This window comes from Janthinobacterium sp. PSPC1-1, from assembly GCF_049897625.1.
Classification (GTDB): Bacteria; Pseudomonadota; Gammaproteobacteria; order Burkholderiales; family Burkholderiaceae_D; genus Janthinobacterium; species Janthinobacterium tructae.
Genome location: NZ_JAFCWP010000010.1, coordinates 205,834 through 223,506, shown reverse-complemented (window position 1 = coordinate 223,506; position 17,673 = coordinate 205,834). Strand labels below are relative to the sequence as shown.

At 61.5% G+C, this 17,673-nt stretch carries 16 protein-coding genes; 5 read left to right on the top strand and 11 right to left on the bottom strand.

Annotated elements, in window-relative coordinates:
- The 5 genes from iolD to ACP7EG_RS25230 all read right to left on the bottom strand — a co-directional run.
- A partial coding sequence (gene iolD, locus ACP7EG_RS25250; RefSeq protein ID WP_426089803.1) for a 3D-(3,5/4)-trihydroxycyclohexane-1,2-dione acylhydrolase (decyclizing) occupies nucleotides 1–1,719 on the bottom strand: 1,719 nt, incomplete at its 3' end.
- A complete protein-coding gene (locus ACP7EG_RS25245) occupies nucleotides 1,716–3,662 on the bottom strand; it encodes a bifunctional 5-dehydro-2-deoxygluconokinase/5-dehydro-2-deoxyphosphogluconate aldolase (RefSeq protein WP_426089801.1) in 1,947 nt (648 codons plus the stop codon). The genes ACP7EG_RS25245 and iolD, both read right to left, overlap by 4 nt.
- Nucleotides 3,663–3,670: 8 nt before the next feature.
- The gene (locus ACP7EG_RS25240) at nucleotides 3,671–4,456 is read right to left on the bottom strand and encodes an ATP-binding cassette domain-containing protein (RefSeq protein ID WP_426056012.1); all 786 of its coding nucleotides are present in this window, start codon (nucleotides 4,454–4,456) and stop codon (nucleotides 3,671–3,673) included.
- A 3-nt stretch (nucleotides 4,457–4,459) separates the two neighbouring features.
- Nucleotides 4,460–5,581, bottom strand: a complete 1,122-nt coding sequence (locus ACP7EG_RS25235) for an ABC transporter permease (protein ID WP_426089821.1) — start codon at nucleotides 5,579–5,581, stop codon at nucleotides 4,460–4,462.
- Nucleotides 5,582–5,750: 169 nt separating this feature from the next.
- Nucleotides 5,751–6,755 carry a sugar ABC transporter substrate-binding protein gene (locus ACP7EG_RS25230; RefSeq protein WP_426089819.1) on the bottom strand — a complete coding sequence of 335 codons (1,005 nt, stop codon included), beginning with the start codon at nucleotides 6,753–6,755 and terminating at the stop codon, nucleotides 5,751–5,753.
- Between the two features lie 260 nt (nucleotides 6,756–7,015).
- Between ACP7EG_RS25230 and ACP7EG_RS25225 the strand changes: the two genes are divergently transcribed.
- From ACP7EG_RS25225 to ACP7EG_RS25215, 3 genes are read left to right on the top strand one after another with little or no spacing between them, the layout of a single operon-like run.
- A complete protein-coding gene (locus tag ACP7EG_RS25225; protein ID WP_099759615.1) occupies nucleotides 7,016–7,882 on the top strand; it encodes a MurR/RpiR family transcriptional regulator in 867 nt (288 codons plus the stop codon).
- The gene (gene iolG / locus ACP7EG_RS25220; protein WP_426089817.1) at nucleotides 7,875–8,867 is read left to right on the top strand and encodes an inositol 2-dehydrogenase; all 993 of its coding nucleotides are present in this window, start codon (nucleotides 7,875–7,877) and stop codon (nucleotides 8,865–8,867) included. Before ACP7EG_RS25225 ends, iolG begins: the two co-directional genes overlap by 8 nt.
- Nucleotides 8,868–8,903: 36 nt before the next feature.
- The gene (locus ACP7EG_RS25215) at nucleotides 8,904–9,926 is read left to right on the top strand and encodes a Gfo/Idh/MocA family oxidoreductase (RefSeq protein ID WP_426089799.1); all 1,023 of its coding nucleotides are present in this window, start codon (nucleotides 8,904–8,906) and stop codon (nucleotides 9,924–9,926) included.
- A 13-nt stretch (nucleotides 9,927–9,939) separates the two neighbouring features.
- Here ACP7EG_RS25215 and ACP7EG_RS25210 read toward each other — a convergent pair whose 3' ends face one another.
- Nucleotides 9,940–10,236: a DNA-binding protein gene (locus ACP7EG_RS25210; protein WP_426089815.1), complete on the bottom strand. Its 297-nt coding sequence runs from the start codon at nucleotides 10,234–10,236 to the stop codon at nucleotides 9,940–9,942.
- A gap of 187 nt (nucleotides 10,237–10,423) precedes the next feature.
- Entirely contained in the window at nucleotides 10,424–10,621 is a 198-nt protein-coding gene (locus ACP7EG_RS25205; protein WP_426089798.1) for a type II toxin-antitoxin system RelE/ParE family toxin, read from the bottom strand.
- Nucleotides 10,622–10,851: 230 nt separating this feature from the next.
- Between ACP7EG_RS25205 and ACP7EG_RS25200 the strand changes: the two genes are divergently transcribed.
- Nucleotides 10,852–12,069 carry a hypothetical protein gene (locus tag ACP7EG_RS25200; RefSeq protein WP_426089796.1) on the top strand — a complete coding sequence of 406 codons (1,218 nt, stop codon included), beginning with the start codon at nucleotides 10,852–10,854 and terminating at the stop codon, nucleotides 12,067–12,069.
- Nucleotides 12,070–12,089: 20 nt separating this feature from the next.
- Nucleotides 12,090–13,118: a ParB/Srx family N-terminal domain-containing protein gene (locus ACP7EG_RS25195; RefSeq protein ID WP_426089794.1), complete on the top strand. Its 1,029-nt coding sequence runs from the start codon at nucleotides 12,090–12,092 to the stop codon at nucleotides 13,116–13,118.
- A gap of 69 nt (nucleotides 13,119–13,187) precedes the next feature.
- Here the strand turns inward: ACP7EG_RS25195 and ACP7EG_RS25190 are convergent, their stop codons facing one another.
- From ACP7EG_RS25190 to ACP7EG_RS25175, 4 genes are all read right to left on the bottom strand, one after another.
- Nucleotides 13,188–14,297 carry an ABC transporter ATP-binding protein gene (locus ACP7EG_RS25190; RefSeq protein WP_426089793.1) on the bottom strand — a complete coding sequence of 370 codons (1,110 nt, stop codon included), beginning with the start codon at nucleotides 14,295–14,297 and terminating at the stop codon, nucleotides 13,188–13,190.
- A gap of 9 nt (nucleotides 14,298–14,306) precedes the next feature.
- Nucleotides 14,307–15,182, bottom strand: a complete 876-nt coding sequence (locus ACP7EG_RS25185; RefSeq protein WP_071077886.1) for a carbohydrate ABC transporter permease — start codon at nucleotides 15,180–15,182, stop codon at nucleotides 14,307–14,309.
- Complete coding sequence (locus ACP7EG_RS25180; protein WP_071077887.1) at nucleotides 15,179–16,063, bottom strand: carbohydrate ABC transporter permease; 885 nt, start codon at nucleotides 16,061–16,063, stop codon at nucleotides 15,179–15,181. Before ACP7EG_RS25180 ends, ACP7EG_RS25185 begins: the two co-directional genes overlap by 4 nt.
- A gap of 113 nt (nucleotides 16,064–16,176) precedes the next feature.
- Entirely contained in the window at nucleotides 16,177–17,430 is a 1,254-nt protein-coding gene (locus ACP7EG_RS25175) for an ABC transporter substrate-binding protein (protein WP_099759620.1), read from the bottom strand.
- Between the last annotated feature and the right edge of the window lie 243 nt (nucleotides 17,431–17,673).

Here is a 17,673-nt window from a genome sequence, read left to right as displayed (position 1 = left end):
TGTCGTGCGCGTGTCGTCCGTATTGATGCAGATCAGATACGTACGCGGTGCGGCGCGGGCACGCAGCATGGCCTGTTCCAGTTCAGCAATCGACCCCACGTGTTCGGAGAGCGCGCCCAACGACCGCGCATGCAGGGCAAAGTCGATGGTGGGGGCGCTGTCGGGCAACATATTGTTGAACGAGGCATTGCCGCAGGCCTGCTGCAATCGGTTGATGCAGCCGTAACCGCGATTATCGAGCACGACGATGATGAGTTTCTTGTCCAGCATGACGGAAGTGGCGATTTCCGAATTCATCATCAGGTAGCTGCCATCGCCCACCATGACGATCACCTCGGCATCCGGTTTCGCCATCTTGACGCCGAGGCCGCCGGCAATCTCGTAACCCATGCATGAGTAGCCGTATTCCATGTGGTAGCCGCCCGGTGTTTCCGTTCGCCACAGTTTATGCAGCTCGGCTGGCAAGGTGCCGGCCGCGCAGACGACGATGTCGCGGGTGGTGGAGTCCTCGGATGAACGCTGCACGGCGCCGATGACTTCGCCGTCATACGGCAAGCCGGCCACTTCCCTTTTCCCGGTGATGGATGCCACCGTCGCGCGCCAGGCCTTGCCCGCCTGCTGCGCACGGTCCATCCATTGTCCCGCACTGTTCCAGCTGCCCAGCAGCCGCGACAGGCCCTGCAAGCCAAGCGTCGCGTCCGCCTGCAAGCCCAGGCCCCGGCGTTTCAAGGCGTCAAAACTGTTGACGTTCAGGCTCACCAGTTGCGCCTGCGCAAACAGGGAGTTCGAGCCCGTGGTGAAATCCTGCAGGCGCGTGCCGACGGCCAGCACCACGTCCGCATCAAACGCCAGCGCATTCGCCGCAGGCGAGCCCGTCACGCCGATGGCGCCCAGTTGCAAAGGGTGGTCCCACGGCAAGGCACTCTTGCCCGCCTGGGTTTCCGCCACGGGAATGCCATGCCGTTCGGCAAACGCCTGCAAGGCGGCGCTGGCCTTGCCGTACAGCACGCCACCACCAGCCACGATCAGCGGCTGTCTGGCGTTTTTCAGCAATTCCACCGCTTCTTCCAGTTCCTGCTCGATGGGCGGCAAGGCGCGGAAACGCACGATGCGCGGCTCGAAAAAGTCGGCCGGATAGTCATACGCCATCGTCTGCACGTCTTGCGGCAGCGACAAGGTGACGGGACCGCAGGCGGCCGGGTCCGTCAATGCGGCAATGGCGCGCGGCAAGGCCGTCAGCAATTGCTCTGGATACACGATGCGGTCAAAGTAACGCGACAGCGGCTTGAACGCATCGTTGACCGAGACGCTGCCGTCGCTGCCATCTTCCAGCTGCTGCAGCACCGGGTCCGGTGCACGCGACACGAAGACGTCGCCCGGCAGCAAGAGCACGGGCAGGCGGTTCACGTGCGCCAGGGCGGCGGCCGTCAGCAAATTGGTGGCGCCCGGGCCGATGGAACTGGTGACGGCCATCATGCGCCGGCGCATGTGCGCCTTGGCATAGGCAATCGCCGAGTGCGCCATCGCCTGCTCGTTGTGGGCGCGATACGTGGGGAAGCTGTCGCGATACTGGTACAGCGCTTCGCCCAGGCCAGCGACATTGCCGTGGCCAAAGATGGCGAAGGCGCCGCCGAACAGGAGGTGGCCGTCCTCGGTACGCAATACCGACAGATAGCGCACCAGCGCCTGCGCCATGGTCAACCGAATAGTGGCGCTCATGCCGCACGCTCCAGCCGATTGCGCGTGCGTTGCCACAAGCTGATGAGTTGTTCGAAGTTGGCGCGCACGGCGGCGATCAGGCCCGCGTCGTCCAGGTCTCCGGCCAGCCAGCGGCGGCTCGGTTCCTGGAAGATGGTGCGCCCCACCATGAAGCCGCGGCAGGTCGTGCTGGCACTGGCCTGTTCAAAACTGGCGGCCAGTTTCTCGATCGGAGCATTCAAGCCCAGCAAGACGACGCCACGGCAATACGGATCGCGCTCGTGCACCAGCGCATCGATGGCTTGCCATTGATCGGCGCGCATGCTTTCCAGTTTCCACCATTCGGGGTAAATGCCCAGGTTGTACAGGCGCTTGACGGCGCGCAAAACCGTATCGTCGCCTTGCGGCAGGGATTCAGACGGTATGATTTCCAGCAGCAGTTCGTGACCGCTCACTTGCGCCGCGTCGTACAGGGCCTTGATTTGCGCTTCCTGTTCCAGCCGGTTTTCCACGGTGTCGTCCGGGTGCAGCTGCACCAGGCACTTGATCACGTGTTCCTTTGGCCAGCTGAGCAGATGCGAACCGATGGAGCGGCCCCAATCGAATTGCAGCGGATTCGATCCCGGCAATTCCACGGGACGGCCTATCCACCAGCCCCGCCCCGTCGCATCGTTGAGCGCGTCGACGCCATAGCGGCCATCGATCAGCACGCCCGTCTTGCCGGCCAGCTGCAAGGCCGTTTCCGTCTGCGCCACGGCTTGCACCATCAATTGCTTCAAGGCCGAGATACGCGACTCGGCTGCGCCCGTCTGTTGCGCCAGCTCAAAGAATTGCGTGCGGTGGTCGAAGGCAAACACGCACAGCTCGTCCCATTGCTGGCGCGCGACCGTCGTGCGGTGCAAACGCGACAAGGTGGCATCCTGGTCCGGTTGCGTCAGCTTGGCTGCATTGGCGAGGAAATAGTCGAGCTCGACGGGTGACGGCATGGCCGGTGCGCAGCCGTGGCGCGACACGACCAGGGCGCCGCAGCCATTTGCATAGCGGCAGCACGCCTCGTAATCCTCGCCGCGCAGCCAGCCTTTCAGGAAGCCAGACAGAAACGCATCGCCCGCGCCCAGCACGTTCAGCACTTCCACGCGCACGCCACGGTAGTTATACGCGTCATCCAAACTGGCCGGCACCACATTGTCGATGACGGCGCTGCCCAGCGGGCCCCGCTTGACGACCAGGGTGGCCAGGGTGGCGGCCCGCACGGCGCGCAAGCTGGCCATGATGTCGGCGCCGCCGCCGGCGATCATGAATTCCTCTTCCGTGCCGACGATCAAGTCGAATTGCGGCAGGATCGCCTGCAAATGGCTGGTCACGCCTTCGTTCGAAACGAAGCGCGTTTCGCCGTCCGCCTTGCCCGACAAGCCCCACAGCACAGGCCGGTAATCGATGTCGAGCACGGTGCGCACGTTGTTGGCGCGGGCCAGTTTCAATGCCTGCGTGCTGACGGCGTGCATGGCACTGGTAGAAAAATGCGTACCGGTGATCAGGAGCGCTTTGCTCGAGGCAATGAAGGCCGCATCCACCGACGCCAGGTCGATGGCCATGTCGGCGCAATTGTCCCTGTAAAAGATCAGGGGGAAGGTGTTTTTATCCTTGATGCCCAGCATGACGAGGGCGGTGAGCCTGTCGCGGTCGATGCCGACATGGCTGACGTCGCAGCCCTCTTTCGACAAAGTATCGGTGAGGAAACGGCCCATGTGGTCGTCGCCCACTTTCGACAGCATGGCCGATTTGAGGCCCAGGCGGGCCGTGCCGAAGGCAATGTTCGCCGACGAGCCGCCCAGGTACTTGGCGAAACTGGTCGCGTCTTCCAGGGTGCTGCCGATCTGCTGCGCATACAGGTCCACCGCCAGGCGGCCCAGGCAGATCACGTCGAGCGCGCGGCCCTGGGCAAATTGTGTCGGGTTATTCATGGTTATCCTTAAATCGTGACACCGTCGAGTTCAGCCATCAGCGTTTGCATTTCCGCACCGCCCGCCATCATGTCGAGTACTTCGTCCTTGGAAACGGTTTCCTTGGTGTAAGTGCCCAGCGACTTGCCCCGGTTCAAGAGGGTGAATGAGTCGCCCACGGGGTAGGCGTGGTGCACATTATGGGTAATAAAAATCACGGACAAGCCCCGCTCGCGCGCCTTGTAAATCAGTTTCAGCACATTGAACGACTGTTTCACGCCCAGCGCGGCCGTCGGCTCGTCGAGGATCAGCACGCGCGCGCCGAAGTGGATGGCGCGGGCAATCGCCAGGCACTGGCGCTCGCCGCCCGACATGGTGCCCACGGCCTGGTGCGGGTCGCGCACCATGATGCCCATTTCGGCCAGCTTGTCGCGCGCCGTGGTGGCCGCATACTCCATATCCATCACGGGCAGCACGCCGAACATTTTTTTGATCGGTTCGCGGCCCATGAAGAAATTGCGCGCCACGGACAGCAATGGCACCAGCGCCAGGTCCTGGTAGACGGTGGCCACGCCCAGGTCGAGCGCTTCCTTCGGCGAATTGAAGCAGACGGGCTTGCCGTCGACCAGGTATTGCCCGCTGGTAGGCCGGTGCACGCCGGCCAGGGTCTTGATCAGGGTCGACTTGCCGGCGCCGTTGTCACCCAGCAGGCAATGCACTTCGCCCGGTTTCAAGCGCAGGGTGACGTTTTGCAGGGCGATGACGGAGCCGAAACGTTTGCTGATGTTTTCCAGCGCAAGGATGTATTCGCTCATGGCTTATCTCGCTTCCGTGACACGTGCACGGACAAAGTTGTTGAACAGTACCGCGATCAGCAGCATGACGCCGAGGAAGACGCGGAACCAGTCCGAATTGATATTCGTATAAGTAATGCCGATCTGCACCACGCCGAAGATCAGCGCGCCGAAGCAGGCGCCGACGACGGAACCGTAGCCGCCCGTCAGCAAGGCGCCGCCGATGACGGCCGCGATGATGGCCTCGAACTCCTTTTGCATGCCGCGGTCGGCGGCAGCCGATCCCACGTCAAATACTTGCAGCGTGGCAAACAGGCAGGCACAGAAGGCGGTGAAGACAAACAGCGATACCTTGATGGTTTTCACGGGCACCCCCACGTTCTTGGCCGCGTTGGCATCGCCGCCGACGGCGAAGATCCAGTTGCCGATGCGGGTGCGGGCCAGGACGAAGCCGGACACCAGCGCCAGGCCGGCCCACCAGACGATGACCTTGGGTATGCCCTTGACCAGCGGTGCGCCATTGTCGAGCGCCGTGATCCAGCCCGCCTTGGCCATCCAGGCGAACAGCGAGGTGCCCACTTCGCCATGGAACAGGGTCGTGGCCAGCCAGTCGTCGGCGGCCAGCGCGCCGATGCCGCTGACGATGGTGCGGTTGGCAAACATGATGGACAGGGCCAGGGTCAGGCCGCGCAGGATGAACAGGAAGGCCAGGGTGACGATAAACGACGGCAAGCGCGTCTTGATGACCAGGTAGCCGTTGAGCCAGCCCAGCGCCATCGAACCGGCAAAGGCGAACAGGATGGCGGCCCACACGGGCCAGTGGAAATACACGGAAGGGATGGCGATCATCATGCCGGCAAAGCCGATCATGGAGCCGATCGACAGGTCGAATTCACCGGCGATCATCAATACGCAGGCGCCGATGGCGATGATGCCCAGGTAGGCGGCCACTTGCGCCCAGTTGATCACGCCGTCGAGGTTGAACATGCCAGAGTCGCCGGCCGTCAGGATGAAGAAGGCGAACACCAGGATGGCGCCCGAGATCGAGGCGAATTCCGGACGGCTGAACAGCCGCTTGAGCCAGCTGACCTGCCCCACGCGCTCATCGGTGCCCTGCTTTTGCGGCGGCGTGCCCGAGGCTGCCATGCCGCCCTGGTCCACGCTTAATTTCACGGTACTCATGCTATGTCTCCCTTGTTTATAGCAACCTGCCAGCCTCGACAACAATTCCAGGGCGGCAGGACCCGCGCGCCGGCAAGCATTGCCTGCGCGCGGGGACAACAACTAAGTCTTGATTGAATTGAAAAGCGGGTGCTTAACGGAACTGGCCGGCGTATTTCTCCACCTTGCCGATATTGTCCTTGGTGACATACCCAGGACCGGAACCGATATGGCGCGGGCCATACGATGGCGCCAAACCGTACTCGGCCAGGCGCGCCTTGAACTTGGCGTTATTGATCAGCTTTTCGCGTACCTTGGCCAGGTCCGTGGTCTTGTCCTGCTTCATGATGGCCAGCACGGCAACGGGGATGTAGCCTTGCAGGTAGGGTTGCTGGTCGATGGCAAACTGGATGCTGCCATCCTTGATCGCTTTCGAGATTTCATCGGACAGGTCGAAGGTGGCAAACCACATCTTGCCCTTCAAGCCCATTTTTTCCAGCGCCTTGAGCGAAGCGTGGGCCGAGGTGGGGCCCAGCGCCAGCACGGCTTGCGTCTTCGGATTGTTGCGCAGGTAGGCGCTCAGCTTGCTTTCGATGGTGGTCGGATCTTCGCCCGCATCCAGGGTGGCGGCCTTGAAGTCGACGCCGATCGCATCGGCAAAACCACGGCAGCGCTCGAACGACGATGGATTCGTCGCGTAATGATTGACGCAGACGAAGGATTTGATGCCGGCCGCCTTGGCTTTTTCGCCGGCGCCCTTGCCTGCCTCGTATTCAGGCTGGCCCACATGCATCACGGCGCCCAGCTGTTCGCTTTGCGCCAGGGTGCCCGAGTTGATCGTAATGAAGGGGATTTTCTTCGCCGCCACCAGGCCCAGCGGTTTTTGCAGCACGCTGAAATCGGCGATGCTGACGATCACGCCATCGTAGTTGCGGGCCGCCGATTGCTCGACCAGGCGCGCCATGTCGGCCAGGTCGCCATTCGGCGGGTTGCGGTAGTCGACGCTGACATTGAAGTCTTCACCTGCTTGCTTGACGGAATTTTTGATCGTATTCCACCAGGAATCGGAATCCGGTGCATGGCTGATCAACACGAATTTCTCGCCCGCCGCGTGGCTGGCGTTCATGCCCAGACCCAGTCCCAGGCCGAGGCCCAGCATGGCCAGGCTCTTCAGAAATCCCTTACGCTTATTGCTTTGCATGAATGTCTCCTTGAAGGATTAATTTTTATAGTTGCCAGCTTTTGAAGCGTGTCAACGGGGAGCCGGAAAGCCGGAAAGACCCGATGCACTGCGCACAGCTTAGGCCACAAAAAAGACAAATGCAATAAAATTTTCAAAATAAATTTAAATAGAAAATCATTTCTATTTTCTGAATTCACTCCTATAATTCTCGCCAGAACCAGCACAAAGGAAACAACATGGCAGCCACCGCCCCCATCGAACAACTGATGCAACATATCGCTGCCGAGTACGACAATCTGTCGCGCCAGTTGAAAGTCATCGCCCAATACATTGAAAAGCACCGGGCCAGCCTGATGCTCGAACGCATCAGCGACATCGCCACGGCTTGCGACGTGCAGCCGTCCGCCATCGTGCGTTTCGCGCAGCGCTTCGGCTACACGGGCTTTTCCGAAATGCAAGATGTGTTCCGCCAGGCGTACACGGACCAGGCCGGCGCCACACCCGACTACCAGCAGCGCATCCGCAAGCTCATTTCCACGCGCGACTCTGCCCTCAGCGCAGGCGACCTGACGCGCGAATTCGTCGGCGCCAGCCGTGCTGGCCTGGACGACCTGGCGGCAGGACTCGACGACGCTCAGCTGGAAGCGGCCGTCAATCTGCTGTTAAAAGCAGAAAATATTTATGTGATCGGCGTGCGCCGGTCCTTTCCGATCGCCTCCTACATCGCCTACGCGCTGGAACACACGGACAAGCGTGTGCACCTGATTAGCGGACTGGGCGGCATGCACCGCGAACAGATGCGCAGCGTGCGCGAACGCGATGTGGCGATCGCCATCAGTTTCTCGCCTTACGGCAAGGAAACCCAGCAGTGCATCAAGGCGGCGCAAGACAAGGGCGCCAAGGTCCTGGTGATTACCGACAGCAAGCTGGCCCCGCTCGCGCGGGCCGCCGACGCGCTGCTCACCGTCACCGAGGGCAGCGCCTTCGCCTTCCGCTCGCTGACCAGCACCATCTGCCTGTGCCAGGCGCTGTTCATCGCGCTGGCATACAAATTAGAGCTCGACATCGAAGAAATCCACACCCCAGGAGAACATGATGATTGAAGTAGCGTTGTTCGGCGCCGGACGCATCGGCAAAATCCACGCGGCCAACCTGGCTGCCCAACCCGGCGTGCAGTTCAAGTACGTGGTCGACGTCAACCAGGAGGCGGCGGCCGCGCTGGCCGACTTGCATGGTGGCAGCAGCGCCACGGTGGAAGCGGCGCTGGCCGACCCGGCCATCAAGGCCGTCGTCATCGCTTCCAGCACGGACACACACGCGGACCTGATCCTGCGTTCGGCCGCCGCCGGCAAGGCCATCTTTTGCGAAAAACCCGTCGACCTGACGCTGGACCGGGCGCGCGCCTGCGCCGCCGCCGTCAAGGAAGCCAAGGTCATGTGCATGCTGGGCTTCCAGCGCCGCTACGATCCCACCTTCAATGCCGTCAAGACACGGATTGAGGCGGGCGAGATCGGCACGCCGGAGCTGCTCATTGTGACCAGCCGCGATCCTGGCCCGCCACCGGTCAGCTACATCAAGGTCTCGGGCGGCATCTTCAAGGATATGCTGATCCACGATTTCGACATCTTCCGCTGGATACTCGACGACGAAGCCGTCAGCGTGCACGCCACGGGCAGCTGCCTGGTCGATCCAGCCATCGGCGAGGCGGGCGATCTGGACACGGCCGTCGTCACCATCCGCACGGCGAAGGGACGCTTGTGCCAGATCAATGCCTCGCGCCGCGCCGCCTACGGCTACGACCAGCGCTTCGAAGTGCTGGGCAGCGCCGGCATGCTGCAAGCGGGCAACCACAAGCCGACGGAAGTGACGGCCTATGGCGCCGTCAATGTCAGCGTAGACAAGCCGGAAGATTTTTTCCTGGAACGTTATCGCGTGGCTTACGCGCAGGAAATGGCGCACTTCTTTGACGCCCTCAGCCACGGCACGCCGCTGCGCACCACCGTCCACGATGGCTTGAAGGCGCTGGAACTGGCCGAAGCCGCTACCCTGTCGTGGCGCGAGGGTCGTGTCGTGACCCTGGCGTCGTAACTTTATAAACCAATAATAAAAATATCTGGAGACAGCATGTCATCCCCAACATTAAAAGTCGGCATCGTCGGCCTGGGCCGGCTGGGCCAGCGCCACGCCATCAACCTGGCGCAGCGCGTGCCGAATGCCGAAGTCGTGGCCGCCTGCAGCCCCGTGCAAGCCGAACTGGACTGGGCCGCCAGCACACTGGGCATCACCACCGGCTATGCCGACTACGACGCCTTGCTGGCCCATCCGGGCCTGGACGCCGTGTTTCTCGTCACGCCCACCTCGCTGCATGCGGACCAGATCATCGCCGCCCTGCGCGCCGGCAAGCACGTATTTTGCGAAAAACCACTGTCGCTGGACCTGGCAGACTGCCTGAGGGTGGAAGCGGAAGCGGCGCGCCACCCGCAGCTGACCATCATGATCGGCTTCGTGCGCCGTTTCGACGCCAGCTACCATGACGCGCAGCAAAAGATCGCCCAGGGCCTGATTGGCAAGCCCTACCTCGTGCGTTCACAGACCTGCGACCAGAACGACCCCAGCGGTACCTTCATGCGCTTCGCCCCCACCAGCGGCGGCATCTTCCTCGATTGCAGCGTGCACGACATCGACCTGGCGCGCTGGTTGCTGGGCAATCCCGTGCCCAAGCGCGTGTATGCGAGCGGCACCAACGCCATCCACACGGGCTTGCAGGCGTTCGGCGACGTCGACAACGGCCTGGCCACGGTCGAGTTTGCCGATGGCAGCATGGCCAGCTTCATGGCATCGCGCACCATGGCGCATGGCCATGAAACCCTGACGGAAGTGTTCGGTACGGGCGGCCGTCTGGCCGTGGGCAGCAATCCGCGTCTGAACAGGGTGGAAATTTCGGATGCGCATGGCGTGCGCAATGAATGCACGCCGGACTTCTATGCCCGCTTCGCCGACGCCTTTTTGATTGAGGCGCAGGAGTTTACGGATGCGGCGCTGGGCCGGCGCACCCTGTCACTGACCTTGCACGATGCGACGGAAGCGACGCGCATCGGCCTGGCCATGACGCAAGCCATGCGCGAAGCACGGCCCGTCGAGTTTTAAGCCGCCAGTGGACTCAGGCAGCCGGTGCAGAAAATGGACGTTCGGGCTGTTTGGGCTCCACAGCCAGGCGCAAGCCCATGGCATCGAGGATGGCCGTCAAGGTGCTCAGCGAGGGATTGCCCTCGGGCGACAAGGTGCGGTACAGCTGGGTAGGATTGAGCTTGGCCGCCTGTGCCACGGCAGGCACGCCGCCAAAGGCGCGCGTCAGCTGGCGCAGCACGGCCAGCAGTTCGCCGTGATCGCCATCGACGAGGATATTGTTGATCAATTCAAGGGCGAAGGCGGGATCGTCGCGGTACAGCTCAGCCATTGCCTCGTCATGCGAGCGGTCTCTCGGTGGTTTGCTCATGACCTCTTTCACATCCTCTTGCATGTCCTCTCTCCTTCCAGTCGTGCCAGCAGGCACAGGCGTATTCGATATCTTTCGGTTGCGTGCGCTTGTCGCCTCCGCACAGCAATAAAATGATCTGTTCCCCGGCAATGGCGTAGTAAATACGCTAGCCTGCACCCACATCGATGCGCAATTCCCACACGCCGTCGTGGCAAAACTTGTGATCGCCAAAATTGCCGGGAATCATACGCAGCACGCGCCGCACGATGGCCACCCTGGCCGTATTGTCGCGTTGGCGTTTCAGCCATTCCGTATATAAATCCCTGCCCGATGACGTCAGGTAGTGCCGGATCTCAAACATCATATTCGTCCATAAACGAAAAAAGATCAAGGAGAAAATCACGTGAATACAAAAGACCACGCCATCTTGCGACCAAACCGCGTGACGCAGGTGCCGAATGCCGGGATCACTGATGTATATCAAGATGCGTTCCCCAAGTTAGTGTAAAGAAATGATGTGGCGCGTACACGCCTTACACACATCCGATTGCGCTATACAATAAGCGCTGCCCAACCGCGAAAAATCCTGCCGCCATGACGCACAACGACAGCAACTCCCCTTCCCTCGCCCACGTGGCCGAACGCTACGTCAAGCTGGTCCTGGCCATGGGCCAGCACGATGCCTCATATGTCGATGCGTATTACGGCCCGCCCGCATGGCAGCAAGACGTGGTCAAACAGCCACGGAGTTTGAGCGATATCAAGGATGGCGCAAACGCGGCGCTGGCCCTGCTGGCTGATGACGCATCCTTGCGCGCCGTCAACCTGCGCAAGCAGTTGCAAGCCTTAGTGGCCAAGGCCGATATGCTGCAGGGAGCACGCCTCGATTTCGATACGGAAAGCGCATGCCTGTACGACGCCGTTTCGCCCCACCACAGCCGCGCTTGGTACGAGGCACTGGTGACGGAAATCGACGCCTTGCTGCCCGGCGACGGCACGGTCAGCGACAGGGTCAACGCCTTGCGCGCGCAACTCGTCATTCCCGCCGACAAGCTGCGCGCCGTCATGGAGGCGGCCATCCGCGCAGGCCGCGAACGCACCCTGCAGTACATCGCCCTGCCGGAAGGCGAAGATTTTGTACTGGAATTCGTCAGCAACAAGCCGTGGAGCGGCTACAACTGGTACAAGGGCAACTACCAGAGCGTGATCCAGATCAATACGGACTTGCCCGTGTATATCGATCGCGCCGTCGATCTCGGTTGCCACGAAGCCTATCCGGGCCACCACGTCTACAACGTGCTGCTCGAGCGCGACCTGGTGCGCGGCAAAGGCTGGATGGAGTACTGCATTTATCCGCTGTATTCGCCGCAATCCTTGATCGCCGAAGGCACGGCCAACTACGGCATCGAACTGAGTTTCACGGATGCAGAACGACTGAATTTCGAGCAGCAAGTGCTGTACCCGCTGGCCGGCCTGGACCCGGCGCTGGCGCCCCGCTATGCGCAACTCAATGCGCTGCTGGCCAAACTCGGCTACGCCGACAACGACATCGCGCGCCAGTACCTCGAAGGCAGCATCACGCGCGAAGAAGCGCTGGAATGGCTGGTCAACGTGCGCCTGTATCCGGCCGAGAAATCGGCGCAGCGCCTGCAGTTCTACGATGCCATGGGAGCCTATGTCATCAACTACAATCTGGGCCAGGACATGGCGAAAGCCTATGTCGAACGCCAGGGCGGTACGCGCGCCCAGCACTGGGCCGCCTTCCGCGATTTGATGTCCTCGCCGCGCGTGCCCAGCGCGCTGCTGGCATGAGGCGCACACAGGAGAGTCGCATGCACACCACCCACACTGCCAGCGCCCTGCTGCTGGCCCTGTTCTTCAGCCAAACGGCGTGGGCCAAGGATGCCGCCCTCGCCACGGCACCGACGCCGAGTGCACGCCAGCAGGCGCTGATGGCCACCGTCGTGGGCAGCGCCGCCCATCCGCGCATCCTGCAGGTGCGCCTCGATGAACTGCATCCGACCCAGCCCGCCATCGGCTACGACCAGGTGTACTACAAGCTGGGACGCTATGCGGCCGAAGAAAAACACATCGCCGACATCGCCAGGCCGAAGAAATTCGCTGACCTGTGCGAAGCCAATGGCCAGGGCGACGTCTTGCCCGACACGGCCAATGTGCCAGGTGCCACCCTGGCCGCGCCACCGGCCAGCTACCGCTGCAAGGCGGCCGTGGGCAGCCGTCCGGACGACATGAAGAGCGTCGTCATCGGCCCGCGCGGCGTCGTATACCTGACCGATGGCCACCACACGTTTTCCACCTTTTGGGAGGCCGACGGCGGGCGCAATCATCAATTGAAAGTCTGGGTCAAGGTCAGCGACAATTTCAGCGCGCTGGGCGAAGCGGCGTTCTGGAAGCGCATGCGCGCAGAAAACAAGGTATGGCTGAAAAATGGCAGGAACCAGGCCATCACGCCGCAGCAACTGCCGGCCGCCATCGGCCTGGCGGCGCTGGGCGACGACCCGTACCGCTCGCTCGTCTACTTTACGCGCGAGATCGGCTACAAGCCGCCTGCCCAGGCCGCGGAATTTCTCGAGTTTTACTGGGCCGGCTGGTTGCGCGACAAACCGGCGCTGGACCTGGCGCGCATCGACCTGCTTGATCGCGCCGCGTATGCCGGCGTCATCCTGCAAGCGGCGCAGGCCATGGTGGCGCTGCGGCCTGATGACATCGTCAGCGGCGGAAAGAGCGCCGCTGACCTGGGCGCACTGGACAAGGTCGAGCGAGAAACGCTGGAAGAATTGACGCAGAACAAAGGCAAGCTGGGCTACGCCATCGCGTACAGGAAATCGCTGGCGCAATAATCGCCGGCGCAAACAACAACGGCCCGCCTGTCAGCTGACAGGCGGGCCGTTTTCTATGGCAAGTGCCGTTTACGCGATGCGTTCGCCATTGGCCGGATCAAACAGGGCCGCTTTCGACAGGTTGAACGACAGCTGCATGGTCTGCCCCGGCAGCACGGCTTCGCGCGGATGCGTGCGGCAAGTGACGGCGGCGCCGTTCAGACGCGTCGTCAGCAAGGTGTCGGGGCCGGTCGGCTCGACCAGGTCGATCAGACAACCGAGTTCCTGGCCCACGTCGCCGTGCGCGCTGCTCATGTCCGTGATCTGTTCCGGACGCACGCCCAGAACCACCTCGCGGCCCGCGTAGGCGCGCAGCTTGTCGGCATCGAAAGGCAAGGCCAGGCGCATGCTCTTGCCCGCGTTTTCAATGGCGACAAATACCTCGTTACCCTCGATGACAGGCTTGACGGTAATGAAATTCATCGATGGCGAGCCGATGAAACCGGCCACGAACAGATTCGCCGGATTGTCATAGATTTCCTGCGGCGTGCCCAGTTGCTGCACCACCCCATCCTTCATGACGGCGATCAGGTCGCCCATGGTCATCGCTTCGATCTGGTCATGCGTGACGTAGACGATGGTCGCTTTCAGGCGCTGGTGCAGCAGCTTGATCTCGGCGCGCATTTCCACGCGCAGCTTGGCGTCCAGGTTCGACAGCGGTTCGTCGAACAGGAACAATGACGGCTTGCGCGAAATGGCGCGGCCCATGGCCACGCGCTGGCGCTGACCGCCCGACAGTTGCGCCGGACGGCGGTCCAGCAAGTGCGTGATCTGCAGGGTCTCGGCGACGCGGGCGACGATTTCTTCCTGCTCCGCCTTCGGCACCTTTTTTACATTCAGGCCAAACGCGATGTTTTCGCGCACCGTCATCGACGGATACAGCGCATACGACTGGAACACCATGGCGATGTCGCGGTCCTTCGGCGGCAGGTCGTTGACGACCTTGCCGTCGATGAGGATTTCGCCCGAGGTGACGCTTTCCAGGCCGGCCACCATGTTGAGCAAGGTCGATTTTCCGGAGCCGGAGCCGCCGACGAGGATCAGGAACTGGCCATCCTTGATCTCGATGTCGATGCCTTTCAGGACTTCGACGCCATTCGTGTACACCTTGCGGATACCGCGTATCGATAAACTGGACATATTATTTCCTTAACCTTTGACTGCGCCTGCGGTCAGACCGCGCACAAAATATCGGCCTGCGACCAGATAGACCAGCAGGGTAGGCAGCGCGGCAATCACCGCGGCCGCCATGTTGACGTTGTATTCCTTCACGCCCGTGGACGTGTTGACCAGATTGTTCAAGCCCACCGTGATCGGTTGCGAATCGCCGCTGGCGAAGACGATGCCGAACAGGAAGTCGTTCCAGATCTGCGTGAATTGCCAGATGATGCAGACGACGAAAATCGGACCCGAAATCGGCAGCACGATCTTGCGGAAGATCAGGAAGAAGCCGGCGCCATCGATGCGCGCCGCCTTGATCAGTTCTTCCGGCACACCGATGTAGTAGTTACGGAAGAACAGGGTCGTGAAGGCCGTGCCATACACCACGTGCACGAAGACGAGACCCGTGGTGGTATTGGCCAGGCCGAATTCGCCCAGCAGGCGCGCCATCGGCAGGATCACTACCTGGAACGGAATGAAGCAGCCCACCAGCAAGGCGGCGAACAGCATTTCCGAACCACGGAAGCGCCAGTGCGCGAACACATAGCCGTTGAAGGCGCCCAGGAAGGTCGAGATCAGCACGGCGGGTATCACCATCTTGATCGAGTTCCAGAAGAACGGCTGCATGCCGTCGCAGGTGACGCCCGTGCAGGCCGAAGACCAGGCCTTGGACCAGGAATCGAACTGCCACACGTGCGGCAAGGCCAGCAGGTTGCCGCTGCGGATCTCGTCGAGCGATTTGAACGACGTCGACAGGGTCACGTACAGGGGCACGATGTAGTACACCGCGAACAATATCAGCAGCAGGTACAACACCACCCGTCCCAGGGTGAGTTTGTTGTTACGTGTAGGAGTGTGTGTCATCTCATCGCCTTTGCGCTGCGCGTTTCCAGGTACATCAGCGGCACGAGTACGGCCACGATGGTGGCCAACATCATCATTGCCGATGCCGAGCCCAGGCCCAGCTGGCCGCGGGTGAAGGAAAACTGGTACATGAAGATGGCCGGCACGGACGACGAGTTGCCAGGTCCGCCAGCCGTCAGTGCGATGACCAGGTCGAAGCTCTTGATGGCGATATGCGCCAGGATCAGCAGCACGCTGAAGAACACGGGCCGCATGGCAGGAATCACGATGCGCCAGTAGATCGTCGGCAGCGATGCCCCATCGACTTGCGCGGCCTTGATGATTTCATCATCGATGCCGCGCAGGCCGGCCAGGAACAGCGCCATGACGAAGCCCGACGATTGCCACACGCCAGCGATCACCACCGTGTAGATGGCCATGTCGGAATTGACCAGCCAGTCGAAGGTGAACGAGGTCCAGCCCCAGTCGTGCATGACCTTTTCCAGGCCCAGGCTGGGATTGAGCATCCATTTCCAGGCCGTGCCGGTGACGATGAAGGACAGCGCCATCGGATACAGGTAGATGGCGCGCAGCGCGCCTTCGGCGCGGATTTTCTGGTCCAGCAGGATCGCCAGGAACAGGCCGATGGCGATGCTGCAACCGATGAACAGGACACCGAAGATGCCGAGGTTCTTGAGCGAGGTCCACCAGCGCTCATTGTCGAACAGCTCGACGTATTGCACCAGGCCGGCGAACTCGTAGTTCGGCATCAGCCGCGATTCGGTCAGCGACAGCCAACCGGTCAAAAAGATAAAACCATAGACGAACAGCAGACTGGCGATGAGCGTGGGGCCCAGCACCATCTGCGGTATCCATCGGTCGAATTGCTTGCGTATGGACATAGGAGAGCCGTAGAGAGAACTGCGTGTGGCGCCGGCCTGGACGAACGCCAGGGCGGGCGCCTGCGATGCATGCGATGCAGCGGGCGCCGGCGGGAGTGCCGGCGCCGGCGTGATTACTTCACCTTTGCCGCTTTGGCCAATGCAGCAACCGCGTCTTTCGAGCTCATGTTGGTATTCATGAACTTGGCGATGACGTCGGTCACGGCGCCTTGCGTGGCCGATGGCAGCGCCATGCCGTGCGCGAACGATGGCACCAGGCCGCCGGTCTTGTTGGTGGCGTCCATGTCTTCCATCGATTTCAGGGCGCAAGCGTCAAACTTGTCCTTGGAAACGCCGGAACGCACGGGGATGGAACCCTTGTTCAGGTTGAAGATCGACTGGAACTTTGGATTCATGATGGCGTTGGCCAGGGCGATCTGCCCTTTCTTCGCATTCGCATCCTTTTGCGTGAACATGGCAAACGAATCGATGTTGAAGGTGTAAGCCTTGTCCGTGCCAGGCGCTGCCACGCACAGGTAATCCTTGCCCGGCACCTTGCCGGCGGCCGTGAACTCACCCTTGGCCCAGTCGCCCATGAACTGGAAGCCAGCCTTGTTGTTGATGACCATGGCGGTGGCCAGGTTCCAGTCGCGGCCGGCTGCATCCTTGTCGATGTAGGTCTTCACCTTGCCCAGGGTGTCGAACACCTTGAGCATGGTCGGGCCGGTCAATTCCTTCTGGTCCAGCTTGAGGATGGCCTTCTTGTAGAATTCCGTGCCGCCCACGCCCAGCGCGACCGATTCAAACACGGTGGCGTCCTGCCATGGCTGGCCGCCGTGGGCGATCGCGATGCCGCCCGATTTCTTGATTTTCTCGGCCGCATCGAAGAACGCATCCCAGGTGGTCGGGGTGGTGGCCACGCCGGCTTTTTTCAGCACTTCCGGATTGACCCACATCCAGTTGACGCGGTGGACGTTGACGGGAGCGGCAACGTAGTGGCCCTTGTATTTCATGATGTCGGCGACGACTTTCGGCAGCACGGCATCCCATTTGCCTGGAACGGCGGCATCATCGATATTCGCCAGCACGCCTTCCGCGCCCCACTCCTGGATCGATGGACCCTTGATCTGGGCGGCCGTTGGCGGGTTGCCGGAAATGACGCGGGTTTTCAGCGCGGTCGCGGCGTTTTCGCCAGCGCCACCAGCCACGGCGAAGTCTTTCCAGCCGAAGCCGCTTTCCTTCACGATTTGCTGCAACTGGCCCACGGACTTCGCTTCGCCGCCGGAGGTCCAGTAGTGCAACACTTCCACGTCGGTCGCAAAGGCGCTGCCGGCAAATGCCAGGGTGGTCAGTGCGGCCAGTTGGGTAATCTTGAATTTCAGTTTCATCTCCACATTCCTTTTTTGATCAAGCTTTTAGGGGGCTTCGGCATACGGGGGCCGAAAAAGGTGAAATCTGCGCCTGTACCGGCGCTCTTGTACTCAGACCCGCTTGCAAACGGGCATCATCTTCAGTGAAAAGACGGCGCAGTGATCCATGACATGCTTACATCGTATTTATATCACGGGACGGCGCCAAAAACGCATCCGCGAAGGATGCGCCAGGTTGATCTGCACTTACAAAGCCTGCAA

Bases quoted from the DNA above. Each gene is read 5' to 3' on its own strand.
- ACP7EG_RS25245 (WP_426089801.1), bottom strand. From the start codon at position 3,662: ATGAATAACCCGACACAATTTGCCCAGGGCCGCGCGCTCGACGTGATC.
- ACP7EG_RS25240 (WP_426056012.1), bottom strand. From the start codon at position 4,456: ATGAGCGAATACATCCTTGCGCTGGAAAACATCAGCAAACGTTTCGGC.
- ACP7EG_RS25235 (WP_426089821.1), bottom strand. From the start codon at position 5,581: ATGGCAGCCTCGGGCACGCCGCCGCAAAAGCAGGGCACCGATGAGCGC.
- ACP7EG_RS25230 (WP_426089819.1), bottom strand. From the start codon at position 6,755: ATGCTGGGCCTCGGCCTGGGACTGGGTCTGGGCATGAACGCCAGCCAC.
- ACP7EG_RS25225 (WP_099759615.1), top strand. From the start codon at position 7,016: ATGGCAGCCACCGCCCCCATCGAACAACTGATGCAACATATCGCTGCC.
- iolG (WP_426089817.1), top strand. From the start codon at position 7,875: ATGATTGAAGTAGCGTTGTTCGGCGCCGGACGCATCGGCAAAATCCAC.
- ACP7EG_RS25215 (WP_426089799.1), top strand. From the start codon at position 8,904: ATGTCATCCCCAACATTAAAAGTCGGCATCGTCGGCCTGGGCCGGCTG.
- ACP7EG_RS25210 (WP_426089815.1), bottom strand. From the start codon at position 10,236: ATGGCTGAGCTGTACCGCGACGATCCCGCCTTCGCCCTTGAATTGATC.
- ACP7EG_RS25205 (WP_426089798.1), bottom strand. From the start codon at position 10,621: ATGATGTTTGAGATCCGGCACTACCTGACGTCATCGGGCAGGGATTTA.
- ACP7EG_RS25200 (WP_426089796.1), top strand. From the start codon at position 10,852: ATGACGCACAACGACAGCAACTCCCCTTCCCTCGCCCACGTGGCCGAA.
- ACP7EG_RS25195 (WP_426089794.1), top strand. From the start codon at position 12,090: ATGCACACCACCCACACTGCCAGCGCCCTGCTGCTGGCCCTGTTCTTC.
- ACP7EG_RS25190 (WP_426089793.1), bottom strand. From the start codon at position 14,297: ATGTCCAGTTTATCGATACGCGGTATCCGCAAGGTGTACACGAATGGC.
- ACP7EG_RS25185 (WP_071077886.1), bottom strand. From the start codon at position 15,182: ATGACACACACTCCTACACGTAACAACAAACTCACCCTGGGACGGGTG.
- ACP7EG_RS25180 (WP_071077887.1), bottom strand. From the start codon at position 16,063: ATGTCCATACGCAAGCAATTCGACCGATGGATACCGCAGATGGTGCTG.
- ACP7EG_RS25175 (WP_099759620.1), bottom strand. From the start codon at position 17,430: ATGAAACTGAAATTCAAGATTACCCAACTGGCCGCACTGACCACCCTG.